Origin of the sequence: Streptomyces sp. A5-4, assembly GCF_051131715.1 — a bacterium.
Lineage (GTDB): Bacteria > Actinomycetota > Actinomycetes > Streptomycetales > Streptomycetaceae > Streptomyces.
Map to the genome: position 1 here is coordinate 7540817 of NZ_CP178591.1, position 25177 is coordinate 7565993.

23 protein-coding genes are annotated in these 25177 nt (G+C 72.9%); 14 read left to right on the plus strand and 9 right to left on the minus strand.

The genetic code is table 11. The features are described 5' to 3' along the window. Position 1 precedes the first annotated feature (1 nt). The 6 genes from ACLLJJ_RS35415 (at position 2) to ACLLJJ_RS35440 (ending at position 7969) form a co-directional block, all read left to right on the plus strand. Positions 2 to 2386: a xanthine dehydrogenase family protein molybdopterin-binding subunit gene (locus tag ACLLJJ_RS35415; protein ID WP_434598760.1), complete on the plus strand. Its 2385-nt coding sequence runs from the start codon at positions 2 to 4 to the stop codon at positions 2384 to 2386. Between the two features lie 282 nt (positions 2387 to 2668). Then, the gene (locus tag ACLLJJ_RS35420) at positions 2669 to 4150 is read left to right on the plus strand and encodes an NCS2 family permease (protein WP_434598761.1); all 1482 of its coding nucleotides are present in this window, start codon (positions 2669 to 2671) and stop codon (positions 4148 to 4150) included. 38 nt (positions 4151 to 4188) lie between these two features. After that, positions 4189 to 5340 carry an XdhC family protein gene (locus tag ACLLJJ_RS35425; protein WP_434598762.1) on the plus strand — a complete coding sequence of 384 codons (1152 nt, stop codon included), beginning with the start codon at positions 4189 to 4191 and terminating at the stop codon, positions 5338 to 5340. 168 nt (positions 5341 to 5508) lie between these two features. Beyond that, positions 5509 to 5928 (plus strand): DUF2809 domain-containing protein, encoded by a 420-nt coding sequence (locus ACLLJJ_RS35430; protein WP_434598763.1) that lies wholly within the window; start codon positions 5509 to 5511, stop codon positions 5926 to 5928. Between the two features lie 61 nt (positions 5929 to 5989). After that, positions 5990 to 7303 (plus strand): glycoside hydrolase family 6 protein, encoded by a 1314-nt coding sequence (locus tag ACLLJJ_RS35435; protein ID WP_434598764.1) that lies wholly within the window; start codon positions 5990 to 5992, stop codon positions 7301 to 7303. A gap of 231 nt (positions 7304 to 7534) precedes the next feature. Further along, the gene (locus tag ACLLJJ_RS35440) at positions 7535 to 7969 is read left to right on the plus strand and encodes an RNHCP domain-containing protein (RefSeq protein WP_434598765.1); all 435 of its coding nucleotides are present in this window, start codon (positions 7535 to 7537) and stop codon (positions 7967 to 7969) included. Between the two features lie 90 nt (positions 7970 to 8059). Here ACLLJJ_RS35440 and ACLLJJ_RS35445 read toward each other — a convergent pair whose 3' ends face one another. From ACLLJJ_RS35445 to ACLLJJ_RS35460, 4 genes are all read right to left on the minus strand, one after another. Continuing rightward, the gene (locus ACLLJJ_RS35445) at positions 8060 to 8398 is read right to left on the minus strand and encodes a YkvA family protein (RefSeq protein ID WP_434598766.1); all 339 of its coding nucleotides are present in this window, start codon (positions 8396 to 8398) and stop codon (positions 8060 to 8062) included. A 133-nt stretch (positions 8399 to 8531) separates the two neighbouring features. Beyond that, a complete protein-coding gene (locus ACLLJJ_RS35450; RefSeq protein WP_434598767.1) occupies positions 8532 to 8768 on the minus strand; it encodes a hypothetical protein in 237 nt (78 codons plus the stop codon). Between the two features lie 30 nt (positions 8769 to 8798). Continuing rightward, entirely contained in the window at positions 8799 to 9404 is a 606-nt protein-coding gene (locus ACLLJJ_RS35455; protein ID WP_434600609.1) for a DUF4383 domain-containing protein, read from the minus strand. A 202-nt stretch (positions 9405 to 9606) separates the two neighbouring features. Next, entirely contained in the window at positions 9607 to 10227 is a 621-nt protein-coding gene (locus ACLLJJ_RS35460; protein WP_434598768.1) for an RNA polymerase sigma factor, read from the minus strand. 135 nt (positions 10228 to 10362) lie between these two features. Between ACLLJJ_RS35460 and ACLLJJ_RS35465 the strand changes: the two genes are divergently transcribed. The 5 genes from ACLLJJ_RS35465 to ACLLJJ_RS35485 all read left to right on the plus strand — a co-directional run bounded on the left by ACLLJJ_RS35465 (position 10363) and on the right by ACLLJJ_RS35485 (position 16639). Beyond that, complete coding sequence (locus ACLLJJ_RS35465; RefSeq protein ID WP_434598769.1) at positions 10363 to 11391, plus strand: MerR family transcriptional regulator; 1029 nt, start codon at positions 10363 to 10365, stop codon at positions 11389 to 11391. A 202-nt stretch (positions 11392 to 11593) separates the two neighbouring features. Then, positions 11594 to 12973 (plus strand): polyprenyl synthetase family protein, encoded by a 1380-nt coding sequence (locus ACLLJJ_RS35470; RefSeq protein ID WP_434598770.1) that lies wholly within the window; start codon positions 11594 to 11596, stop codon positions 12971 to 12973. Beyond that, positions 12970 to 14535 carry a phytoene desaturase gene (locus tag ACLLJJ_RS35475; protein WP_434598771.1) on the plus strand — a complete coding sequence of 522 codons (1566 nt, stop codon included), beginning with the start codon at positions 12970 to 12972 and terminating at the stop codon, positions 14533 to 14535. The genes ACLLJJ_RS35470 and ACLLJJ_RS35475 overlap by 4 nt, the downstream gene beginning before the upstream one ends. Next, on the plus strand, positions 14532 to 15605 hold the full coding sequence (locus ACLLJJ_RS35480) for a phytoene/squalene synthase family protein (protein ID WP_434598772.1): 1074 nt from the start codon (positions 14532 to 14534) through the stop codon (positions 15603 to 15605). Before ACLLJJ_RS35475 ends, ACLLJJ_RS35480 begins: the two co-directional genes overlap by 4 nt. After that, positions 15602 to 16639, plus strand: a complete 1038-nt coding sequence (locus ACLLJJ_RS35485; protein WP_434598773.1) for a DUF5914 domain-containing protein — start codon at positions 15602 to 15604, stop codon at positions 16637 to 16639. Before ACLLJJ_RS35480 ends, ACLLJJ_RS35485 begins: the two co-directional genes overlap by 4 nt. A 259-nt stretch (positions 16640 to 16898) precedes the next feature. Here ACLLJJ_RS35485 and ACLLJJ_RS35490 read toward each other — a convergent pair whose 3' ends face one another. From ACLLJJ_RS35490 to ACLLJJ_RS35500, 3 genes are all read right to left on the minus strand, one after another. Further along, positions 16899 to 18473, minus strand: coding sequence for an FAD-dependent oxidoreductase (locus tag ACLLJJ_RS35490; protein WP_434598774.1), 1575 nt, complete (start codon positions 18471 to 18473; stop codon positions 16899 to 16901). Next, on the minus strand, positions 18470 to 19207 hold the full coding sequence (locus ACLLJJ_RS35495; protein ID WP_434598775.1) for a class I SAM-dependent methyltransferase: 738 nt from the start codon (positions 19205 to 19207) through the stop codon (positions 18470 to 18472). The genes ACLLJJ_RS35490 and ACLLJJ_RS35495 overlap by 4 nt, the downstream gene beginning before the upstream one ends. A gap of 73 nt (positions 19208 to 19280) precedes the next feature. Continuing rightward, entirely contained in the window at positions 19281 to 20492 is a 1212-nt protein-coding gene (locus ACLLJJ_RS35500) for a lycopene cyclase family protein (protein WP_434598776.1), read from the minus strand. A gap of 158 nt (positions 20493 to 20650) precedes the next feature. Between ACLLJJ_RS35500 and ACLLJJ_RS35505 the strand changes: the two genes are divergently transcribed. After that, a complete protein-coding gene (locus ACLLJJ_RS35505) occupies positions 20651 to 21298 on the plus strand; it encodes a pyridoxamine 5'-phosphate oxidase family protein (protein WP_434598777.1) in 648 nt (215 codons plus the stop codon). A gap of 75 nt (positions 21299 to 21373) precedes the next feature. Here ACLLJJ_RS35505 and ACLLJJ_RS35510 read toward each other — a convergent pair whose 3' ends face one another. Next, positions 21374 to 22549 (minus strand): NAD(P)/FAD-dependent oxidoreductase, encoded by a 1176-nt coding sequence (locus ACLLJJ_RS35510; protein ID WP_434600610.1) that lies wholly within the window; start codon positions 22547 to 22549, stop codon positions 21374 to 21376. 23 nt (positions 22550 to 22572) lie between these two features. Beyond that, a complete protein-coding gene (locus tag ACLLJJ_RS35515) occupies positions 22573 to 22911 on the minus strand; it encodes a bifunctional 3-phenylpropionate/cinnamic acid dioxygenase ferredoxin subunit (RefSeq protein WP_434598778.1) in 339 nt (112 codons plus the stop codon). Positions 22912 to 23065: 154 nt separating this feature from the next. Between ACLLJJ_RS35515 and ACLLJJ_RS35520 the strand changes: the two genes are divergently transcribed. Continuing rightward, entirely contained in the window at positions 23066 to 23878 is an 813-nt protein-coding gene (locus ACLLJJ_RS35520; RefSeq protein ID WP_434598779.1) for an IclR family transcriptional regulator, read from the plus strand. A 192-nt stretch (positions 23879 to 24070) separates the two neighbouring features. Then, complete coding sequence (locus ACLLJJ_RS35525) at positions 24071 to 25156, plus strand: S-(hydroxymethyl)mycothiol dehydrogenase (RefSeq protein WP_434598780.1); 1086 nt, start codon at positions 24071 to 24073, stop codon at positions 25154 to 25156. Positions 25157 to 25177 lie beyond the last annotated feature (21 nt).

A 25177-nucleotide genomic window follows, 5' to 3' on the forward strand; every position in this document is an offset into this window, starting at 1 on the left:
GATGGCCACCACGGGTACACCCACCAACATCACCCAGGGTTCCAAGACCAAGGGCGGCATCGGCGAGTCGACGCTGCGCCCCGACGGCACCCTCAAGGTCACCGGCGAGTTCGCCTACTCCTCCGACATGTGGCACGAGGACATGCTCTGGGGTCACACCCTGCGCAGCACCGTCGCCCACGCGGAGATCAAGTCGATCAACACGGCCGAGGCGCTGGCACTGCCCGGCGTCTACGCCGTGCTGACGTACGACGACCTGCCCACCGCGGTGAAGAACTACGGCCTGGAGATCCAGGACACCCCCGTTCTCGCCCACGGCAAGGTCCGCCACCACGGGGAGCCGGTGGCGATCGTCGCCGCCGACCACCCGGAAACCGCGCGCCGCGCCGCCGCGAAGATCCAGATCGAGTACGTCGACCTGCCGGTCATCACCAACGAGGCAGCCGCGACCGCCCCCGACGCGATCCTGATCCACGAGGGCCGCGACGACCACCACATCGGTCACGTCACGCACCCCAACATCGTGCACCGCCAGCCGATCGTGCGCGGCGACGCCGACGAGGCCGCCAAGCGCGCCGACGTCATCGTCTCCGGCGATTACGTCTTCGGCATGCAGGACCAGGCGTTCCTCGGCCCGGAGTCCGGTCTCGCCGTGCCCGGCGAGGACGGCGGCGTCGACCTCTACGTCGCCACCCAGTGGCTGCACTCGGACCTCAAGCAGATCGCCCCCGTCCTCGGCCTGCCCGAGGACAAGGTCCGCATGACGCTCTCGGGCGTCGGCGGCGCCTTCGGCGGCCGCGAGGACCTGTCGATGCAGATCCACGCCAGCCTGCTGGCCCTGCGCACCGGCAAGCCGGTCAAGATCGTCTACAACCGGTTCGAGTCCTTCTTCGGCCATGTGCACCGCCACCCGGCGAAGCTCTGGTACGAGCACGGGGCCACCAAGGACGGCAAGATCACGCACATGAAGTGCCGGATCGTGCTGGACGGTGGCGCCTACGCCTCGGCCTCCCCGGCCGTTGTCGGCAACGCCTCGTCCCTCTCGGTGGGCCCGTACGTCATCGAGGACGTCGACATCGAGGCCCTCGCGCTCTACACCAACAACCCGCCCTGCGGCGCCATGCGCGGCTTCGGCGCGGTCCAGGCGTGCTTCGCCTACGAGGCGCAGATGGACAAGCTCGCGGCGAAGCTGGACATGGACCCGGTGGAGTTCCGCCAGCTCAACGCCATGGAGCAGGGCACGCTGCTGCCGACCGGGCAGCCGTGCGACTCCCCGGCCCCGGTGGCCGAGCTGCTGCGCCGCATCAAGGCCAGGCCGCTGCCGCCCGAGCAGCAGTGGCTCGCGGCCGGCGAGGACGCGGACGTCCGCGCCCTGCCCGGCGGACTGTCCAACACCACGCACGGCGAAGGTGTCGTACGGGGTGTCGGCTATGCGGTCGGCATCAAGAACGTCGGCTTCTCCGAGGGCTTCGATGACTACTCCACCGCCCGGGTGCGGATGGAGGTCATCAACGGCGAGCCGGTCGCGACCGTGCACACCGCGATGGCGGAGGTCGGCCAGGGCGGCGTCACCGTTCACGCGCAGATCGCCCGCACCGAGCTCGGCGTCACCCAGGTGACCATCCACCCGGCCGACACCCGGGTCGGCTCGGCGGGCTCCACCTCGGCGTCCCGTCAGACGTACGTCACGGGCGGCGCGGTGAAGAACACCTGCGAGAACGTCCGCGAGAAGGTCCTGGAGATCGGCCGCGGCAAGTTCGGTTCGTACCACCCCGCCTGGGCCACCGCCGAGCTGCTGCTCGAAGGCGGCAAGGTCGTCACCGACGGCGGCGAAGTCCTCGCCGACCTGGTCGACGTCCTCGAAGGCGAGTCGGTCGACCTGGAGCTGGAGTGGCGCCACCGGCCCACCGAGGCCTTCGACCTGCGTACGGGCCAGGGCAACGGCCATGTCCAGTACTCGTTCGCCGCGCACCGCGCGGTCGTCGAGGTGGACACCGAGCTCGGCCTGGTCAAGGTCATCGAGCTGTCCTGCGCCCAGGACGTCGGCAAGGCGCTCAACCCGCTGTCCGTCGTCGGCCAGATCCAGGGTGGCACCACCCAGGGCCTGGGCGTCGCGGTCATGGAGGAGATCATCGTTGACCCGGTGACCGCGAAGGTGAAGAACCCCTCCTTCACGGACTACCTGATCCCCACCATCCTCGACACGCCGACGATCCCCGTCGACGTACTCGAACTGGCCGATGAGAACGCGCCGTACGGACTGCGCGGCATCGGCGAGGCCCCGACCCTCTCGTCCACCCCGGCCGTCCTCGCGGCGATCCGGAACGCGACCGGTCTGGAACTCAACAGGACGCCGGTACGACCCGAGCACCTCACGGGCACCTGAGTCCACCCAAGCTCCCCGGGCGGCGCCAAGCCTCCAGGAACGTCACACTTCCGCCGCCTGCGCCGCCCGGGGCCACAAGTACCGCACCGCTCGCGGTTCTTCGCACCACAGGCACCACACGCACCACCGCGCCACAGAGCACCGCAGAACAGAACCCTCAGTAACCGCTCATCCCGTTCGTCTCGGGCCGTCCCCCGGGTCGTGCAGCCACCGGCAGCATCCCAAATCCCGTATCTCCAGTCTCCACGCGGGTGCCCCTTTGAACCTTGGGAGTCAGGCATCATGACCCAGCAGTCCACAGAGCCGAAGACGACGGCGGAGGAAGCCGGCGCGGGAACGCGCCAGCCCGCCGGCCGGTCCTGGCTCGACCGGTACTTCCACATAACGCACAGAGGGTCCACGGTCGCCCGCGAGGTGCGCGGCGGCATCACCACCTTCATGGCGATGGCCTACATCATCCTGCTCAACCCGGTCATCCTCTCGGTGCCCGACGCCACCGGCGCCAGGCTCGACGGTGACCAGCTCACCACCGCGACGGTCTTCGCCGCCGCCGCGACCACCCTCGTGATGGGCTTCATCGGCAATGTGCCGCTGGCCCTCGCGGCGGGACTGAGCGTCTCGGCCGTCATGGCCTTCCAGGTCGCCCCGGAAATGACCTGGGGCAACGCGATGGCCATGTGCGTCATCTACGGCCTCGTGATCATCCTGCTGGTCGTCACCGGTCTGCGTGAACTGATCATGAACGCCATCCCGCTGGCGCTCAAGCACGCCATCACCATGGGCATCGGCCTCTTCGTCTGCCTCATCGGTCTGGTGCAGGCCGGCTTCGTGACCTCCATGCCCGGCGACGGCGGCATCGCCGGCGCCAAGCCGATCCAGCTCGGTACCGCCGACATGCTGACCGGCTGGCCGGTGCTGTGCTTCGCCTTCACCGTCGTGCTGATCTTCCTCCTCCAGGTGCGCAAGGTGCCCGGCGCGATCCTCATCGGGATCGTCGGCGGCACGGTGTTCGCGGCGCTGGTCCACCAGTTCGCGGGCCTCGACAAGAAGGCCTGGGGCGGTCTGAACGCCCCCGAGATCACCGGCTCCATCGTCAGCAGCCCCGACTTCGGCCTCTTCGGCAAGGTCTCCTTCGACGGCATCGGCAACGTGGGCGGCATCACCGTCGGCGTGATCGTCTTCACCCTGGTGCTGGCAGGGTTCTTCGACGCCATGGGCACCATCATCGGCATCGGCCAGCAGGCCGGACTCGCCGACAAGAACGGCAAGATGCCGGGCCTCAACAAGGCCCTGGCCATCGATGGTGCGGGCGGCGCGATCGGCGGCCTCGCCGGAGCCTCGGGCCAGACGGTGTTCGTCGAGTCCACGGCGGGCGTCGGCGACGGTGCGCGCACCGGCTTCGCCAGCGTGATCACCGGCCTCGCGTTCACGCTCTGCCTCTTCTTCACCCCGCTCGCCCAGGTCATCCCGACGCAGGTCGCCGCCGCCGCGCTGGTCGTCATCGGCGCGATGATGCTGACCAACGCCAAGCACATCGACTGGGACGACGTGGCGACCTCCATCCCGGTCTTCCTGACCACCGTGCTGATGCCGTTCACGTACTCCATCACCGCGGGCATCGCGGCCGGCGTCATCGCCCACGTGCTGATCAAGGTCACACAGGGCAAGGTGCGAGAGGTGGGCTGGCTGATGTGGGTGCTGGCCGTCGTCTTCCTCGCCTACTTCGCGCTCCATCCGATCGAGGGCTGGCTGGGCGTCAAGTAGCGACCCGCCTCCCTTCCTCACCCCGTAAGGAGACAGCCATGCTGGACATCGCCGAAGAACTCAACCGGTGGGTCGAGCAGGGACGTGACTTCGCCGTCGCCACAGTCGTGGCGACGAACGGAAGCTCGCCCCGGCAGCCCGGCGCCGCCCTGGCCGTCGACAGCGACGGCGCGGCGATCGGGTCGGTCTCCGGCGGGTGTGTGGAAGGCGCGGTCTACGAGCTGTGCCAACAGGCGCTCCAGGACGGCGAGACCGTGCTCGAACGCTTCGGCTACAGCGATGAGGATGCCTTCGCTGTGGGTCTGACCTGCGGCGGAGTCATCGACATACTCGTCACCCCGGTACGCGTGGACTCTCCCGCGAGGGAGGTGTTCACGGCCGCGCTGTCCGCCGCCGCCGGAGGGGAGGCGGCGGCGGTCGCACGGATCACCGACGGACCGGCCGAGCTCATGGGCCGCGCCCTGCTCGTACGGGCCGAAGGGGCGTACGAGGGCAGCTTCGGCGGGCACCCGGAGCTGGACCGCGCCGTCGCCGACGAGGCCCGCGCGATGCTGGACGCCGGGCGGACCGCGACCCTGGAGATCGGCGCCGACGGCAGGCTGTGCGGCCGGCCGCTGACCCTGCTGGTCGAGTCGAGCGTGCCCGCCCCCCGCATGATCGTCTTCGGTGCCATCGACTTCGCCGCCGCGCTGGTGCGGGTCGGCAAATTCCTGAACTACCACGTGACCGTGTGCGACGCCCGGCCCGTCTTCGCGACCGAGGCCCGCTTCCCCAACGCCGACGAGATCGTCGTCGACTGGCCGCACCGCTATCTGGAGTCGACCACCACCGACAGCCGTACCGTGCTGTGCGTACTCACCCACGACGTCAAGTTCGACGTCCCGCTCCTGGAACTGGCCCTCAAGCTTCCCGTCGCCTACGTCGGCGCGATGGGCTCCCGCCGCACCCACCAGGACCGCAACAAGCGGCTGCGCGAGGTCGGCGTCACCGAGCTCGAACTGACCCGCCTGCGCTCGCCGATCGGCCTCGATCTCGGCGCCCGTACGCCGGAGGAGACGGCCCTGTCCATCGCGGCGGAGATCGTCGCCGCCCGGCGCGGTGGCACCGGAGTCTCCCTCACCGGCGCGCACACCCCCATCCACCACGAGGGCCCGCAGCGGCCCGCGGGGCGGATAGGGTCCGTCGCCTGACGACCGCTGTCTGATACCGGGCGCCTGGTGCCGGACGCCTGACGGCCGCTGCCTGGTGCCGGACGGCCGAGGCGGCGGGCCCCGGGGCAGCCGCCCGCAGGTCCGAACACGACGGGCCCGATGCGTCGGCCCGCCGGTCCGACGGGCGCAGGACCTAAAGTGGCGACCGTGACCGCCGTGACCGTGACGATCGAGGCCCGCCGCACCCGCCTCGCCGCGGCCGGGGCCGCCGCCGTGACGCTCTGCGCCGGGCTCGGCATCAGGGCGGTCGCGGACGGAGACCTCGCCAAGTACGCGGGGGACGTGCTCTACACCGTCCTCCTGTGCACGCTTGTCGTCCTGATCGCGCCCGTGGCCGGGACGCGCCGGGTGGCCGCCGCTGTCGGTCTCGGCCTCAGCTGGCTGATCGAGCTGGGCCAACTCACCGGCGTACCGGCCGAGTTGTCACAGCACAGCGTCATCGCCCGGCTGGTCCTCGGCTCGACCTTCAACGCACCGGACCTGTTCTGGTACGCCGTCGGCGCGGGCCTCTTCCTTCTCATACGCACCGTGGTGCCTCGCCAGGGCGGCCTGCGCCACGCGACCTGATGGGGAACGTGTACACCGTGGGGGCGCTCCCACCACTCCCTCGCGACCACGGAGCGACCGCGTGCACAGCACACCGACGAATGCGCCGCCCAGCACACCGCCAAGCACATCGACAAACCCGGCGATCGGCTCACCGGCCACCTCATCGACCGCCTCGCGGCTCAGCGGGTGGATCTTCGGCAGGCTCCTCCCGGTGGGTCTCCCGCTCGCCCTCACCTCGACGCTGCTCCTCGGCTCTCCCGCCGCGGCCACCACCCCCGCCGCGGTCCAGGATCCGGTCACCACCCCCGCGGCCACCAAGCTCTACACCCCGGCGGCCAACCCCGCGGCGTACCGCCAGGCTGCCGCGCTGACCGGCGCCGGACAGGCGCGCGAAGCCGCCGGGATCCTGGCCATGGTCCAAGCTCCGCAGGCCGTCTGGCTGCCGAGCGGCGATCCGGCGGCGGCCGAGCGCGAAACGCGCCGGGTCGTCCAGGACGCCGTCCGACGGCGGGCGCTGCCCGCCCTGGTGCTCTACAACATCCCCGGCCGTGACTGCGCCCAGTACTCGGCGGGCGGCGCTCAAGACAGCCCCCGGTACCGGGACTGGATCGCCGCAGTCGCCCGGGGTATTGGCCCGGCTCCCGCGCTGGTCGTCCTTGAACCCGACGCGCTCGCCCTGTTGCCCGCCGACTGCCCGAAGGCCGTCGCCGCCAGGACCGAGGCGCGCTACGCCGACCTCGGTCATGCCGTCACCGTTCTCGGGCGCCTGGCGCACGCCAAGGTGTACCTCGACATCGGCCACCCGGCCTGGCACGCGGTGAGCAGCATCGTGCCCCGCCTGGTCAAGGGCGGCATCGAGGGGGCCGCGGGCTTCAGCGTCAACGTGTCCAACTTCGGCACCGACAGCGCCAACGCCTGGTACGGCAGGCTCATTTCGGCCTGCCTCGCCCATGTCGGGAGGGGCGGCAATGCCACGGCCTGCGCCGAGCAGCGATGGCCGCGCGCCCGCGCCCTGACCTGGCTCGACAAGCAGCCGCACACCACCCCGGACCACCTGAAGCACTTCATCACCGACAGCAGTCGCAATGGGCGCGGCCCGTGGACTCCGCCGGCGGGCAAGTACCTCGACCCGCAGGACTGGTGCAACCCGCCGGGACGGGGGCTCGGCGCCCGCCCCAGTACGGCGACCAAGGACCCGCTGCACGACGCCAGGTTGTGGATCAAGACACCGGGGGAGTCGGACGGCCTGTGCCTACGCGGTACGAGCGGCCCCGAGGACCCCGAGCGGGACACGGCCGCCCCGAAGGCCGGCGACTGGTTCAGCTCGCAGGCTCTCGAACTGGTGCGGCTCGCGAGCCCGTCGATCCTGCCGCGCTCGCCCGCGTGGAAATAATCGGTTGCCGCCGTGCCGGTGCGCCGCTTTCATTGAGTCGTCCCGACCTGAAGAAGATGGGTGGTGCTGTATGACACGGGCCCCGCGGAACCGCTCTCGCGATCGAGGCAGGTCCTCCGCACAGGCGACGCCCTGACGGCTTCGCCGTACCGGTACCAACTCCCTTGATGCGAGACGGCGTTCAGCTACGGCCACGTTCCTCCACGCATCTCTTCAGGAGTCGTTCTCACGATGTCCCGTAACGCCACCACTCGTCGCACCAGCACACGCGACAACGCCACTCGTGACACCACTACCCGCAACACCTCCAGACGGGCGCGCACCGAGGCGCGCGCCGAGTCCTTCCGTTGCCTCAACTGCGGTCTCGACGTATCGATGGCCGCCGCAGGCACCACCCACCGCAATCACTGCCCGAACTGCCTGTGGAGCCGTCACCTCGACGACACCCCGGGCGACCGCGCGGCCGACTGCGGTGCCCGGATGGAGCCCCTCGCCATCTCCGTGCGCGGTGACGGTGAATGGATACTCGTCCACCGTTGCGCCGGCTGCGGCGTGCTCCACGCCAACCGCACGGCGGGCGACGACAACGTCCTGCCGCTCACCAGGCTCGCGGTCGGTCCGCTGGCCCGCCCGCCGTTCCCGTTGGAGCGGCTCGGGCTCATCTAGGGGGTGTCCGGCCGATCAGTCGCCTGCTGCCCCGCACCTCGTCGTGGAACGAAGTGCGGGGCAGCAGGCCACCTCGGTCGTCACCGACCTCTACCGTCGTTGCCCCGCGTGCTCCACCGGCGGCAGGCCCGCCGCGAGCGGTTGACCGCCCCGGCCCGCCGCCGCCTCGGCCGCGGCACGCAGCGAGTGCAGTGCCACGAGCAGTACGCCGATGTCGTCGAGGAGAATGGGGTCGGGTAGCAGGTCGATCGGGCTGATCGTGTAGAGCAGCGCACCCCAGAAGGCGAGCTTGTTCCCCACGGGCACGCCCGCCTGCCGCAGGTGCCGCTTCGCCCGTACCAGCCGGACCAGCAGCACCGCGGTGAGCACCAGCGTCGCGACCACTACTACGGCCACGGCCGTCAGGATCAGTTTGGCCTCGGTACTCATGGTCGCCTCCCCTCGGTCGGGCCCCGTCGAAGCACGCATACCCCGCTGCGGCGCGGAGACGCGGGGTGTGACCCGGTCGGCCCAGTGCGACGGTCGCCCGTACGGCGCTCCTGACTCCGTCGCCTCTCGTGCCTCAGGTCTCCCGCGACACGTCCTCGGCGACCGCGTCCCAGATGTGCTCGGGAGGCGGGACGAGCGGCAACGCGGGGGAGGCGGCGCGCACCGCCTCCACGACCCGCCGCAGCGCGTCGAGTTCCGTTCGGCAGTGCGCGCACCTCAGCAGGTGCGTGGTCTCGGCGTACGGCTCCTCGGGGGTCTCGCGAGCCAGTGCCAGCTCGGCCAATTGGGTGTGATCAAGGTGAACTTCCACCACCGTCCGCCTTGGATCTCGGCCGGGCCATCAGGTCGTCCTGCGCCTACCCCTACCGTCCGAGGGCCCCTGCTGGATGCGCGCCGGGGCAGCCCCGGCCGGGGTGGCGGACACGGGGCGCGGGCCCCGGGTGGCGACAGGTCCGGCGCGGCGCGCGGAATCCTCGCGCGCGGCCCGGTCGGGGTGGCGAAGACGCCAGTACGGGTTGTCGTGCGGGAGGCCGCCCGTGACCCGGCCGTACATGCCGAACGTCATGATCAGCAGGCCCATGACGAAACTGAAAACGACATTGGACATGCTGAAGTCGAGGATGTTCGCGGGGCGGTCGAGGATGAAGAGGTGGACGAATCCACTCAGGACGAACAGCGCGCCCACCGCCATGTTCACGTTCGACGCGGTGTTGCCGCCGGCGACGGCGCCGCCGATGAGCACGAGCCCCACGACGATTGAGATCAGGCTCAGCAGACCGTTGGTGGACAGGCCGGCGACCCGGGAGCCGGTGGTGTCGAAGAAGCCGAGCCGGTCGGCGAAGCCCAGGCTTCCGAAGACGATCAGGATGACCCCGCACAGTGCGGCGCCCGCCCGGTAGACCATGGCCAGCCGGTGATCGACCGGCAGTTCGTCCTTGAGCCGCATGACTGCCTCCTGGGTGGTGCCCCCGGCGGCGCGTGTGCGATACACCGCCCTCTCCACAGTCGCCCCACTGCCCCGTTTTCGCAGCTTGCGCCGATTGCGCGTCGTTCGTCTCCCCGGACTGCCCGGACTGCCCGGACTGCCCGGACTGCCCGGACTGCCCGGTCGCACTCGTGGCTGCCCCGACCCCGCCTGCTCGGGCAGGTCATGCCTGTACGTCGGCCTGCCCGTCGAGGCAGCGCCGCAGCCGGTGCAGGCCTCGCCTCACATGGCTCTTGACCGTGCCCAGGGGGACGCCGGTCCGCTCGGCGATCTGCGCGTGCGTGAGATCGGCGTAGAAGGCCAGACACAGCATGTCGCGCTGGATGCCGGGCAGCTCCCGCATCGCCTGGGTCACCAGGACCCGGTCCAGGGCCGCCTCCGGGCCGGGACCACGGACCGCCGGTGCGCCGTGCCAGGCGGCCGACGCCGCGGCGGTGAGGTCGCCCTGCCGAGTGCGGGCCGAGAGGGCGTCGGCCGTTTTGCGCCGGGTGATGCCCACCAGCCAGCCGACGAGCGGTCCCCGCTCCGGCCGGTAGCCAAGGCGTCCGCGCCAGGCGGCGAGGAAAACCTGCTGGGTCACGTCCTCGGCCTCCCGGGGGTCCCGCAGCGCGCGCAGGGCCAGCGTGTGGACCAGCGGGCTCCACAGATGGTAGACGGCGGCGAAGCTGCGCTCGTCCCCACGCACCAGGCCGGCTGCCAACTCCTCTGCGTCCGGGGCCTCATCGGCAGGCGACCGCTCCGAGGCGCGGGACGGGGCCGGGCTCTGTGCGGTGGTGGGCACCATGGGCGTCGCTCCTCCCGTCGGCCGGGACGCGGCCGGCTGCGCTGCGGTCGGCACAGCGTTTCCGAACCGCCACAGCCCGGCAACATGCATCGGTTCTGCGTCGTATGGCGAAGATCCGAGCCGTATGGTGAGGAAGTGAGTGACTCCCGGGTCCCCCCGGCCGTATCGTCGCCGGTCGGCCTCGCCGCGGGGCTGAGCACCGGGGCCGTGGCCAGGGCGCTGGGCATCTCGCCCACGACCCTGCGCTCCTGGGACCGGCGCTACGGGATCGGGCCCGCCGCCCACCAAGGCGGCAGGCACCGGCGCTGGACGCCCGAGGACATCGCCGTCCTGGAACGGATGTGCCGGCTCACCAGCTCCGGGGTGCCTCCCGCCGAGGCGGCCCGCGCGGCTCTCGCGGGCGCCGACGCCGCGGAGCCCGCCCGGTCCGCGGAGCGCGCCGCGCCGGTACGCCCGGATCCTCCACCGGGCGCGGACCGGCCGCCGCGGCGCGGACCCGGCTCACGCACGGGGCTGCCTCTCGGCGACGTCCGCCAGGAGTGCCGGGGGCTGGCCCGCGCGGCCGTCCGGCTCGACGCGGACTCGATCGACGACCTGCTGGCCGCCGCGATCGCGGAACACGGCCTCGTCACCGCCTGGGACTCCGTCATCATGCCGGCGCTGCGGGCGGTGGGACGTAAATGGGAGAGCTCCGGCGAGCGGTACATCGAGGTCGAACACCTGATGTCCTGGCACATCTCGACGGCCCTGCGCAGGCTCGCGGTCGCGCCGGCCGGGCGACCCGCCCGGGTCGCCCCCGCGCTGCTGGCCTGCGTACCGGGGGAGACGCACACCCTGCCGCTCGAAGCGCTCGCCGCGGGTCTGGGCGAAAGGGGCGTCCTGGTGCGGATGTTCGGCGGGGCGGTACCCGCCGAGGCGCTGGAGGAAGCGGTACGTCGTACCGGACCCGCGGCCGTCGTGCTGTGGAGCCAGTCCCGGACGACGGCCAGCCGCCCGCTCGCCCAGCACATCGGCTCCATCGGCTGGGGGATACGGGGCGCACGCACGCGTCCCGCGGTGCTCGTCGCGGGACCGGGCTGGTCCGGCCCGCCCCTCCCGGGCACGCTCCGGCCGCGCGGCCTCGAAGAGGCGATCGACACGGTGGCCGACCTCTGCGCGCCGTGACGGGCCTCCGGGCCTCGGCCGGTCGGACCCCCGCGCCGGAGTAGTCGGCGCGGGCTCGGGCCGGGCCGCGCGTTCGCCCGGTCGGCCGAGCCTGCTGGGACATCCGCGCGAGATCGGGCAAACGCTGGTGCATCCGTAAACGCGTTCCGGGGGGAATCAAGGGTGACCCGACGACCGTAAAGACGCGAGAAGAGGACAAGCGATGCCCCCCACCAGGGCGATGCGGACCTTCCCCGCCGGCCACCCCACGGGGCACGGCGAACCGGTCACGGGCGGCCGTGCGCAGCCGTCCGGGCACGAGGCGCGGCGCGGTCACGCGGACCGTCAGGGCGGTGCGCCGCTCTCCCGCGCGGACGCGGACATCGCCGGAGCCGTCGAGGAGGTGCTCGGCGCGTACCTGGACACCAGGCTGTCGGAGGCCACCGCGGTCGATGCCGTCTTCGCGGACGATGTCGCCGAACGGGTGAAACGCTTCGCCCTGCGCGGCGGCAAGCGCTGGCGGGCCGCCTTCGTCTGGTGGGGCTGGCGGGCGGGCGGCGGCGCCGACGGCGGCCCGCAGGCCGTCGCGGCCCTCAACGTGGCCGCCGCCCTCGAACTCATCCAGACGTGCGCGCTGATCCACGACGACGTCATGGACGGCTCGGCGCTGCGCCGAGGCGCCCCTTCCGTGCACGTCGACTTCGCCCGGCAGCACGAGGGCCGCGCGATGCGCGGCTCCGGCGGCTCGTTCGGCCGCTCCGCCGCGATCCTCGCCGGTGACCTCGCGCTGGCCTGGGCCGACGACCTGGTGGCCGAGTCGGACCTGGACACCGAGGCCCGCAGGCGCATGCGCCACCACTGGCAGGCCATGCGCACCGAGATGGTGGCGGGCCAGTACCTCGATCTGCACGCCCAGGCCACCGGGACGGCGTCGCTGAGCCGCGCCGTACGCATCGCCTGCCTCAAGAGCGCGCTGTACACGGTGGAACGCCCGCTGGCACTCGGCGCGGCGCTGGCGGGCGCCGACGACCGGACCACCGCGGCCCTGTGCTCCGCCGGGCGGTGCGCGGGCATCGCCTTCCAGCTGCGTGACGACCTGATGGGTGTGTTCGGTGATCCGGCGCTGACCGGGAAGCCGGCGGGCGACGACATCCGCGAGGGCAAGCTGACGTATCTGGTGGCGGTGGCCCGGTCCAGGGCCGATGCCTCGGCGGACTCGGCGGCGCTCGGCGTACTGGCCGCCGGCCTCGGCGCTGCGGACCTGACCGACGTACAACTCGATCGCGTTCGAGAGGTGTTGGAAGAGACCGGAGCACGAGCCGTCGTCGAGTCGAAGATCGAACGGCTGGTGCTGCACAGCCGACGCCACCTCAGGAGCGCCCCCATGGATCCGCGTGCCCACAGCCGGCTGTCCGAACTGCTCGCGATGGCCGCGGGCGTGACCGGCGCAGCATCCCCGAGTCCCCCGAACTCCCCTTTCCTGTCAGCGACTTCGAATTCCGCGATCACCGCGGAATCCCCGGGCTGGGAGAAGCGGCGGCCCGCGCGCGGGCCCGCCGCCGTCCGGCGCATCGGCGCCGAGAGCACGGGGCGTGGCCGATGAGGACCGTCCCCGGCCCCACGGGCCATGTCGTGGTCGTCGGCGCGGGCCTGTCCGGGCTCGCCGCCACCCTGCACCTGCTCGGCGCCGGGCGCCGGGTGACCGTCGTCGAGCGCGCGGACCTGCCCGGCGGCCGGGCGGGCCGCCTCGACCTCGGTGGGTTCACGGCGGACACCGGCCCCACCGTCCTGACCATGCCGCACCTGGTCGACGAGGCACTCGCGGCGGTCGGCGACTCGCTGGCCGACCGGCTGGAACTCATCGAGCTGCACCCCGCCTACCGCGCCAGGTTCGCCGACGGATCGGGCCTCGACGTGCACACCGGCGCCGACGCCATGGAGGAGGAGATCCGCCGGTTCGCCGGAGCGCGCGAGGCCGCGGGCTACCGCAGGCTGCGCCGCTGGCTGCAGGACCTGTACGCCGCCCAGATGCGCCGCTTCATCGACACCAACTTCGACTCCCCCTTCCAGCTCCTCCACCCCGACCTGGCCCGTCTCGCGGCGCTGCGCGGATTCAGTACCCTCGACGCCCAGATCGGCCGCTTCCTGTCCGACGAACGACTGCGCCGCGTCTTCTCCTTCCAGGCCCTGTACGCGGGAGTGCCGCCGGCCCGCGCACTCGCCGCGTACGCGGTGATCGCGTACATGGACACCGTGGCGGGCGTCTATTTCCCGCGCGGAGGCATGCACGCCCTGCCCCGCGCGCTGGCCGACTCCGCCCGGGACGCGGGCGCCGAGTTCCACTGGGGCAGCGAAGTCACCCGCCTCGAACGGTCCGCGGGCAGGGTCACCGCCGTACACACCTCCACCGGCGAACGCATCCCCTGCGACGCCGTCGTCCTCACCCCCGACCTGCCGGTCGCCCACCGGCTGCTCGGGCGCGCCCCGCGCCGCGCGATCGCCCTGCGGCACTCGCCGTCCGCCGTCATCCTGCACGCCGGAACCGATCGCACCTGGGACGACCTGGCCCACCACACCATCTCCTTCGGCGGTGCCTGGAAGCAGACCTTCGACGAGATCACCCGCACCGGCCGGCTGATGAGCGACCCCTCGCTGCTCATCACCCGGCCCACGACGCACGACGCCTCGCTGGCCCCCGACGGCAAGCACCTGCACTACGTCCTCGCGCCCTGCCCCAATACCGACACGGGCCCCGACGTCCGCGCCTGGCAGGACCTCGCCCCGCGCTACCGCGACAGCCTGGTGGCCGAGCTGGAGCGCCGCGGACTCGACGGGTTCGGCGACTCTATCGAGCAGGAGCACGTGGTGACCCCGGTGCACTGGACGGCCGAAGGACACGCCGCGGGTACGCCGTTCTCGGTGGCCCACACCTTCGCGCAGACCGGCCCGTTCCGGCCGCGCAACCTCGTAAGGGGCGTCGACAACGTGGTGTTGGCCGGCTGCGGCACCACCCCCGGCGTCGGCGTGCCGACCGTCCTGATCTCCGGGAAGCTCGCGGCGGCCCGCATCACCGGACCCCGCACCCGCCCCCGCTCCGCCGTGTCCCGGCTGCGGTCCGCCGCGCCGCAGTCCCGCCCCGTTCCCGCGAAAGGGACCCCGCGATGACCCGACGTGAACTCGACGCGGCGCGGATCACCGACCCCGCGCTGCGCGCGGCGTACACGCACTGCCGGCAGCTCAACGCCCGGCACGGCAAGACGTACTTCCTGGCCACCCGGCTACTGCCGGCGGACCGGCGGCCCGCCGTGCACGCCCTGTACGGCTTCGCCCGCTGGGCCGACGACATCGTCGACGACCTCGACACCGACGCCGCCCGACCGGAGCGGGACGCCGCACTGCGGGCGCTCCAGGAGGAGCTCGACGCGGCGCTGCGAGGCAGGCCCACCCGCGAGCCCGTCGTCGTGGCGGTGGCCGACACCGCCGCGCGGTACGGCATCGATCCACAGCACTTCGCCGATTTCATGGGGTCGATGCGCAGCGATCTGGACGTCACCGACTATCCGACGTACGACGACCTCGCCCGGTACATGCACGGATCGGCCGCGGTGATCGGCCTCCAGATGCTGCCCGTGCTCGGCACGGTGGTCCCGACACGGGAAGCGGCCCCGCACGCCGCCGCGCTCGGCGTCGCCTTCCAGCTCACCAACTTCCTGCGCGACGTGGGAGAGGATCTCGACCGCGGCCGGATCTACCTGCCCACCGACCTGCTCGCCGCGCACGGCGTCGACCGGCCGCTGCTGCGATGGAGCCGCGACACGGGACGCACCGACCCGCGCATCCGGGCCGCCCTGACCGAAGCGGCGGCGCTGGCGCGGGGTGTGTACCGCGAGGCCGCGGCCGGCCTGGACATGCTCGACCCGGTGGTACGGCCCTGCATCCGCACGGCGTACACGCTCTACGGCGGCATCCTGGACGCCGTCGCCGACGACGGCTACGCCGCGCTGCACCGCCGCTCGGTGGTGCCCCGCGGGCGGCGGGCAGCGGTGGCGCTCGGCGGCGTCGGACAGATCGCGGCGGCCCGGCTGTGGGACGCCCGGGTACGGCGCCCGCGCCGCCCGGCGGCCGGCGCCCCGGCCGGGGCGCGGCCCGGAGCGGCCCGGCGGCGGGCGGACACCGGACCCTCGGTGCAGCCGCTTCAGCCGCTGCAGCCGCTCGGCGAAGGAGACCCGGCATGACGCGCGGTTCGACGCCGGGCACGGCCCCCGGACAGGGCCGGCGCGGGGCGCGGTTTCCGCTGCGGTTGCGGCGGCCCGTGCCCTGGGCGAGCCAGTGGCCCACCTGGCGGGACGCGAAGCCCGCGCTGATCTCGGACGCGCTCAAGCGGGCCTGCGCCCGACCGTCGGGCAATTGGTACGTGCTCGGCGCGAGCCGCGCCGTCGGCCGGGGCAGGCAGCCGTTCGGCCGCAACGTCGGCGGGATCGAAGTCATCGCGTGGCGGGACGCGTCCGGCCGCCTCACCGCGGGCTCCGGCATCTGCCCGCACCTGGGCGCCCCGCTGCGGGAGAGCCGGGTGCACTGCGGCACCGTCGTCTGCCACTGGCACGGACTCGCCCTGAACGGCGCGCCGTTCGCCGGCTGGGAGCCCTACCCCGCCCATGACGACGGGGTGCTTGCCTGGGTCAGGCTGGACGCGCTCGGCGGCGAGAAACCGACCCGGCTCCCGATCGTCCCCGAGCGGCCGGCCGCGGGTGCGGTGGACGCGGTGTACTCCGCGGTGGGGATGTGCGAGCCCGAGGACATCGTGGCGAACCGGCTCGACCCGTGGCACGGCTCATGGTTCCACCCGTACTCCTTCGTAGATCTGACGGTGCTCAGCACACCCGCGGACGGGGACCCCGCCCAGGACGACGGCTTCGCGGTGGACGTCTCCTTCAAGCTGGCGGGCCGGGTGGTCGTGCCGGTGCGCGCGGTGTTCAGCGCACCGGAGCCGCGCACGGTCGTCATGCACATCACCGAGGGCGAGGGCCGTACCTCCGTCGTCGAGACGCACGCCACGCCCCTCGCCCCGGACGCGCGGGGCCGCCCGCGCACCGCGGTGGTCGAAGCCGTCATCGCCGTCTCGGAGCGCCCCGGGTTCGCCGCCGCCCGCGCGGCGGCGCCCGCCCTGCGCCCGCTGATGCGGCTCGCCGCGGGCCGGTTGTGGCGCGACGACCTCGCCTACGCGCAACGCCGCTGGCAGTTGCGCAGCACAGGCCGCTTCCCCGGCTGATACCCGGCGGAATCGAAGGAGGAGCGGGGCCGGGGGGCCCGGGAGTTCAAGACCCCGGGCCCCGGGGGACCCGTACGGGCGGGGGCGGCACGCCGTCTCCACCACGAGACCTCTGACCCGCTCCCGCAGTCGTCGCGGGCCGGGTGCGCCCGCCCGCTGCCGCCGGGTCGCCCACGCCCGCCGACGCCTGCGCGCGTCCGCCGGCCCGCGCCCCCGCCCGCGGTCACCGGCCGATGGCCTCCCGGGCGCCGGCCGCCCCTCAGCCCCGCCCGCCCCGCGCTCCCGCGAGTGCCCGCAGCAGTCCCGAGCGTCCCTTGCGGGGTACGGTCCACAGCGTCTGGCCGCGCACGCCCCAGCGTTCCAACAGCGCATTGGCCGCGAGGAAACCGCTGGTCGCCGCGCGCTCCATGAGAGCCACCGGGAGGCCGGTCCTGACCAGGTCCCCGGCCACCGTCACGGCCGGGTCGGGAGTGCGGACCGTGGGCCGGTCCTGGTAGCCGCCCACCGGGAACAGCGGGCAGTCCGCGTGCCACTCGTGGCGCGCGTCCACGATCTTCGCGTCCCGCGTCTCCGGGTACACCCGGTACAACTCGGCCAGCAGCCGGTCCTGTTCGGCCTCCCGGTCGGCCGCCGGATCCACGGCGTAGGCGTGCAGTTCGAGCACGGAGCCGCCGGTGCGCGCCGCCCACCCGGCGGCCTCGCCCTCCCAGCGCTCCAGAACGCTGACGTTGTCCAGCGGCCCGTACCCGCTGGTCCCCAGGAACCCGGCGCGCTCCGCCCGCACGGGACGGTCCAGCCACAGCCGGGAGACGAGGAAGGGCGGCGCGGTTCGCAGCCCCCCGATCCGGGCGCGCCACGACGCGTCGCACAGCCGGGGCGAGCGCCCGACGACGCCCCGCAGCCCGCCGGTGTCCAGGGCGAGGACCACCGCGTCGTAACGCTCGGGCGGCGCCCCGTCCGTCGTCACCTCCAGGTCCCCGCCGGGCAGCGGTTCGATCCGCCCGACGGGCGTGCCGGTCAGCAACCGCGCGCCGTGGCCGGTCAGATAGCGCCCCAGCGGGTCCCACAGGGCCTGCGGGAACGGCTCGTTGGGAACGTCGAAGAGCAGGCCCTCCGACGACCCCAGGAAGTAGATGTGGAACATCAGCGCCAGCTCCGCCGCCGACAGCTCCCGGGGATCGGCGAAGAAGCTCCGGGAGAACACCTCGAACGCCAAGTGGTGGGCCGCCGCCGGGAAACGGATGGCGGCCAGGAAGTCCCAGGCGCTGGTCGAGTCGAGCTGTTCGTACACCTCGGGGACCCGCACATCGAGTAGCGGCAGCGCGGCGGTGGGGCTCATCCGGGCCAGGTCCCGCCAGCCGAAGGTGGGGCTGAGCGCGACGAATCCCAGCGCGCTCCACGGCGGTGTGCGCGGCACCCCGGCGAAGCTGTCGCTCAGGCCGCCGCTGTGCCGCAGCGGGTAGTCGGGCAGGCCGGTGAGCGAGGTCAGGCCCCCGTCGGCCCTGCGCAACAGGCCGCGCAGGTTGTAGTACTGGCGGAAGAAGGCGTGGAAGCCGCGGCTCATGGTGGCGGACGAGCCGTCGGCCAGCTCCACGGGCCACCCGGCCAGTCGGCCGCCGAGTGCGGACTCCTTCTCGTACAGGGTGATGTGTACGCCGCGTTCGGCGAGCCCCGTGGCCGCGGCGAGCCCGGCGATGCCGCCGCCGACGACCGCGACGCGCGGTGCGGTGCCGGGGTCGGTGAACCGGTCCCGGCCCGGCGTGGGCAGCAGGACCTGGGCACGGCGGTCCCGGCCCCGCCGCGCGGTCCCGGCCGGGGCGCGGCCCGCGCTCATGCTCCACCCCGGCCGGAGGTGGCGGTGTCGTCCGCGAGGCCGACGAAGGTGTGCACGATTCCGGTCTGCCAGCCGGGCATCGGTGCGTACCGGACGTGCCGGAAACCGGCGCGGGCCATCCGCTGCCGGAAGGCGGGCGCCCGGTCGAAGGCCAGGACGCTGCGCCACAGGTGGTGGTAGAGCGCCCGGTCGCCGGTCAGGGTGCCGGCCGGCACCACCACTCCCCGGCAGACCGCCGTCCACAGGGCCCGCGACGCCCACGCGTTGCTCAGCGTGTACTCGTGCACGGCCAGCCGGCCGTCGGGCACCAGCAGATCGCGCACCGAGGCCAGGACCGAGTCCGGGTCGGAGACATTGCGGAACAGATAGGCGGCGAACGCCGCGTCGTAGGGGCCGCCGGCGTCGACGTCGGACAGCCCCTCCACCGGGGCGTGCACAAAACGCACCTGGGCCGGCCACGACTTGGCCGCCGCCCGCTCCAGCATGCCCGCGGACGCGTCGACGGCGGTGATCTGCGCGTACGGCGCCGCCTTGAGCAGCGCCCTGGTGGACGCGCCCGTGCCGCAGCCCAGGTCCAGCAGACGCATGCCTGCCCCCCCGAACGGCAGGGCGAGCCGGCGGGCGGAGCGCCGCAGATGGGCGTGGTAGCCGGGGTTCGCCGCGACCAGCCGGTCGTAGGTGTGCGCGGCGTGATCGAAGGCGGTGGCGAGGTCTTCGTCGCGCAGGAGAGTCATGAATGTGTTCCTCGGGGTGTCGGGTCCGTGGTGCCGGAGGGGGGAGCGGGGGCGGGGCAGGACAGCTGTGGGGTCAGGGGCGTCGCTCCCTGCGGGGGAGCAGCGGCAGCTCGGCGACGGTGCGCAGCATGGGGCCGACGGGGGTGCGCAGCCCGATCGCGATGTCCTCCCACACCCGGGAGCGGCCGTCGAGGAAACGCAGCATCCGTTCCATCGAGGTCCGGCCGAAGAGCCCGGCGAAGAAGTCGGCGCCGTTCACCCGGCCGGTGTCCAGGGCGCGCAGCATGACCGCGTCCATCGCACGGGCACGGGCCGGATGCGCGGGCGGCGGCACCGGAACCCGGCCGCGCCGGTGGGCGGCGGCGATCGCTCTGCTCTGCCGCTGCACCGCCGCGAAGGTGTAGCCGGTCGCCGGGCGGGTGGCGCCGCCCGCCGTACCGATACGGAACACCGACGCGCCGACGCGCCGGGGAAAGACCGCGTCGGTCATCGGGATCGCCCCCTGCTCGGTGGAGACGATCCGCAGTGCGCCGAGCCCCAGCACGTCGCGTGTGTAGTGCCGCAGCGCCTGTTCGTACCTCGGTCCGGTCAGCGGGGCGGCGGAGAACTCGGTGTACTCCACCAGCGCATCCTGCGGGCCGAGCGGCAGTACGTACCCGAACGACAGGCCGTGATCGGGCTGCGCGGTGCGAAAGTCCATCAGGTCGGCGATGCCCGGGGTGAATTCGGGCCGCTCGGTGCGGACGAACCACCCCCGGAAGTGCTGGACGAGGGTGCTCCGCGCGGGCGGCAGCCGGCGCAGCGGACGCGAGTCGAAGACCCAGCGCCCGCGCAGGGTGAGCCGCTTGCCGCCGGCCGTGGTGCACAGCACTTCCGCGCCGGTCGCCACATCGCGCACCACATCGACGGTGGCCCGGACGCGGCGTACCCCGGGGCAGGCCGCCAGCCGCTCTCCGATCAGCTGCTCGAACCCGCCGGAGCGGATCATCTTGTACCGCAGCGGGCCCGGCTCGCCCTCCGTCGTCCGCCCGTCGGCGGCCCGGACACGCAGCCGGCTCCAGGAGGCGACGACGGCCTCCTCGTAGGCACCGTCCCCCTCCTCCCAGAAGCACCAGGTGCGTTCGGGTGGCCGCAGTGGCCCGTCCGGGGCCTCCACGAGGACCATGGTGGGGGTGGTCCCGGCCGGGCCGCCCGCCGCGGCGAGGTGGTGGGCGAGCGACAGACCGGCGGCCCCGGCGCCGACGATGATGACGTCCGCGCCGCTCGAACCGCTCGCACCGTTCACGGAAAGCTCCTTCACACCCAGTCATACGGTCGACGGCCGGTCGGTGGATGCACACGGCCGGAGCGAGTCCGGGCCGATTCCCCCAACCGCCTGTGCCATGCCGGCCGGGCTGACCAGAATGGACGGGGAACGACCGGCCTCGCGGGGGGAACGACCAGATGAGCCATGAGCTACGGGAAGCGGCCCGACGGCTGCGCGAACGGATGCTTTCGGCGCCGCCCCTGAGCGGTCCCTTTCCCGACTCCGACGTGTCCAAGTCGCCGAATGTGCCCGGCCCGTTGTTCGCCAACTGGCTTTCGTACGCCCTCGACGACGGTGTGCCCGCCTGTCATGTCGACATGCTCGGCACGGCCGACGCGTACGGCCGTCCCTCGGCGCGTGCCATCGAGATCACCGCGGTGGATCTGCAGCGCTGTCGGGTGGTGTTCTCCTCGGACGCGGGCAGCCGCAAGGGCCGGGACCTCGCGGTCAACCCGTGTGCGAGCCTCACCTGGTTCTGGCCCAGGCACGGCCGTCAGATCCGGGCGACCGGGCCGGTGGGCCTGCTCGGCGAGAATGACCGGCGCACCGACTTCCGCCGGCTCGGCGAGCCGGGGCGTGCCGCGGCCTTCACCGGCCGGATGAGCCACCCGAAGGAGCCGGGCGAGGACTACGACGCGGCGCGTGAGCGCGCCGTGCACCGGATGGCGGACGACCCGGACGCGGTGCCCGAGACGTACGCGGTGTACGTCGTCCACATCGACGAGTGGAGTTTTTCCAGGGGGCGCCCGACCACGCGCATGTGCGCCTGCGGTATCAAATGGTAACGACGTATGGCGCCGCGGGCTGCTCTGGCCCTGATCCGCGCGGTGCCCCGGGGGCCCGGCCGGCCCGTGGCCGCGTCAGCCGGTGGCCACGGGCTCCTGCGCGCGGGCGAGCTCGCGGCGTGCGCGCATGAAGGGGCGTGGGCGGTTCACGGCCAGCACGCCGGTGACCGCGCCGTCGCGTTCGTAGAGGGTGAGGAAGCTGCGCTCCTCCACGGACCCCTCGGTCAGCCGGGTGGTGGCGCCGGGCAGCGACCGGCCGGCGAACTGGATGCGTACGCCGTACTGGTCGGACCAGAAGTACGGCAGCGGGCGCGCCCCGCGCACGGTGTGCCCGGCGAGCAGACTCCGCACGGCGACGGCGGGCTGCAGGGTGGCGCTGGTCCAGTGCTCGTCGCGGACGCCACCCACCCGCGCCACATCGCCCACCGCGACCACCCGGGGCAGCGCGGTGACACAGCCGGCGTCGCACGGCACCCCGTCGCGCGCGGCGAGCGAAGTCCCCTGGAGCCACTGGGTGTTGGGCGTGGCGCCGATGCCCACGACGACCACGTCGGCGGGCAGTAGCCGTCCGTCGGTCAGGCTCACGCCGCTCACCGCGTCGGCGCCGCGCAGGGCCGCGACCCCCGTGCCGGTGATGAGCTCGACGCCGCTCCCGGTGTGCAGAGCCGCGCAGATCCCTGCCATGGCGTCGCCGAGCTGGGGCAGGAGCGGCAGTGGAGCGGCCTCCACCACCGTGACGTGATGGCCCAGCGAGACACAGGACGAGGCGACTTCCGAGCCGATGAACCCCGCGCCGACGACCACGACCCGCACTTGGTGCCCGGCCCGCCCGGTCAGTCCGGCGCGCAGGGCCCGTGCGTCGTCGAGGGTGCGCAGGGTGTGTACGCCGCGCAGCGCGTCCGCGCCGGGCAGCCGTCGCGGGCTCGCGCCGGTGGCGATGACGATGCCGTCGGCCCGGACCGTACGGCCGTTGTCCAGCCGGATGGTCCGGGCGGCCGTGTCGAGGGCTTCGGCGCGGGCACCGAGCAGCCACTCGGCGCCGAGTTCGGTCTCCTCCTCGGCGTCGCAGAGGGCCAGTTGGTCCTCGGGCATGGTTCCGGTGAGGAACTCCTTCGACAGCGGTGGGCGGTCGTACGGGCGGTGGGTCTCGTCCCCGATGATCACCAGCCTGCCGTCGAATCCCTGGTCGCGCAGGGCCCGCGCCGCGTACAGGCCGGCGAGCGAGGCGCCCACGACCGCGATGGTGCCCATGGGGTCCACGGGTGGCATGGTGCTCATGCGGCGGTACCTTCTTCCGCGTGCCCTTCCCCGGCGGCGAGCTGGACATGCACGCCGCCGGAGGCGTCGACCGTCACCCGGTGGGTCCGCACCGGACGGCGTGCGGGCAGACAGCTGGGCTGTCCGGTCCGCAGGTCGAACAGGGCGGCGTGCAGCGGGCATTCGACGAAGCAGCCCTCCAGCCAGCCCTCGGAGAGGGAGGCATCCTGGTGGGAGCAGGTGTCGTCGATCGCGTAGAGCGTGCCCTCGGTGTGGAAGACGGCGATCGGCGGCTCGGTGGGCAGTCGCAGGGATTCGCCTTCGGGCAGATCGTCGAGGTGGCAGACGGGATTCACCAGAGCCCCCAGGTTTCACTCTTCGGTAACATGGCGTTCCATATGGCGCATCGAAGCGCGTGATGCGCAACAGAATCCGGATCGGGAGCCGCTGCGTCAAGGGCCCCCCTGAATGTCGGCCGGGAATCGGCCGCCGGGCGGTGAGAGCGGACACATGGCGAGCAAGAGCAGTGCGGACGGGTCCGACGAGGTGAGGCGGTCCAAGGGGGCCGCGAGCGCCGTGCAGTCGGTGGACCGTGCGGTGAGTGTGCTGGAGATCCTCGCCAGGCTCGGCGAGGCCGGGGTGACGGAGATCGCCGACGAGCTGGACGTGCACAAGTCGACCGCGTTCCGGCTGCTCGGAGTGCTGGAGAACCGTGGCCTGGTCGGACAGGCGAAGGACCGGGGCAAGTACTACCTGGGGGCCGGCGTGCTGCGGCTGGCGGGAGCGGCGGCCGGACGGCTGGATATCTCCCAGGAGAGCGCGCCCGTCGTTCGGGAGTTGGCCGACGACGCGGGCGAGACGGTCAACATCGCGGTCCTCGACGACGACGGCGCGGTCAATGTGATGCAGGCGCGCGGCGCGGCGTCCGTCACCGCGCAGAACTGGCTGGGCCGCCGCACACCGCTGCACGCCACCTCCAGTGGGAAGGTGCTGCTCGCGGGCCTGCCGACACCGATGCTGGAGATCTTCCTGGCCCGCAGGAGGCTGCCGAGATTCACCGAACGCACCGTGACGTCCGCCGCCGAGCTGCGGGCCCAGCTGGCGGACATCGCCGCGCAGGGCTACGCCGTCGTGGCCGAGGAGATGGAGGTCGGGCTGAGCGCGGTCGCGGCGCCGGTCCGGGCGCACGACGGCCAGGTCATCGGCGCGGTCAGCATCTCCGGGCCGGTGTACCGGATGGGCGAGGAGCGGCTGAGCGAGCTGGCCAAGTCGGCCGTCGACGCGGCGGGCGAGCTCTCCTACCGCATGGGCTACCGCACCTGACGGAGAGCCATCTGGGCGCGGGACCGGTTGGCGTACGGTCCCGCGCTCCGGTGTGCCCGGGCCGTCCGGGGCGGCCCCCGGACTTTTGCGAATCCATGTCTCGGCCCCCTTGACGAGTCCCTGATGGCGTTCTCAAGATGTCTCTCATAGCGCAATGGGTCTTGCACTGCGCAACACGAGAGGGGCTCGGTCGTGCCACACGAGGTCCGTGCGGTTGTTGCCGCCAAGAAGGGTGCACCCGTCGAGGTGCAGACGATCATCGTCCCCGACCCGGACCCGGGAGAGGTGCTGGTGGCCGTCCAGGCCTGCGGGGTCTGCCACACCGACCTGCACTACCGGGACGGCGCGATCAACGACGACTTCCCGTTCCTGCTCGGGCACGAGGCCGCCGGAATCGTCGAGGCCGTCGGGGAGGGCGTCGCCGACCTCACCCCCGGCGACTACGTCGTCCTCGCCTGGCGCGCCCCCTGCGGCGACTGCCGGTCCTGCCGCCGGGGCCGCCCCTGGTACTGCTTCGACAGCCGCAACGCCGCCCAGCCGATGACGCTGCTCGACGGCACCGCGCTCAGCCCCGCCCTGGGCATCGGCGCCTTCGCCGAGAAAACGCTGGTCGCCGCCGGCCAGGCGGTGAAGGTCAGCCCCGCGGCCCGCCCCGAGGCGGCCGGACTCATCGGCTGCGGCGTGATGGCCGGCTACGGAGCGGCCGTCAACACCGGCAACGTGGGCCGCGGCGACACCGTCGCCGTCATCGGCTGCGGGGGAGTCGGCAACGCCGCCATCGCCGGAGCCGCACTGGCCGGAGCCCGCCGCGTCATCGCCGTCGACATCGACGACGCCAAGCTCGACGGCGCCACCCGCTTCGGCGCCACCCACACCGTCAACTCCCTAGGCACCGACGCGATCGAGGCCGTACGCGAACTCACCGGCGGGTTCGGCGTCGACGTGGCCATCGACGCGGTGGGCCGCCCCGAGACGTACCGCCAGGCCTTCTACATGCGCGATCACGCCGGGATCCTCGTCCAGGTCGGCGTGCCGGAGCCGGACATGATGCTCGACATCCCGCTGATCGACCTGTTCTCGCGCGGCGGCGCCCTCAAGTCGTCCTGGTACGGCGACTGCCTGCCCAGCAGGGACTTCCCGATCCTCATCGACCAGTACCTCAGCCGCAAGCTCGACCTCGGAGCCTTCGTCAGCGAGACGATCGCCCTGGACGACGTCGAGGAGGCCTTCGCCAGGATGCTGCGCGGCGAGGTGCTCCGCTCGGTGGTGGTGCTCTGACGCCGGGGACGCACCCGACCG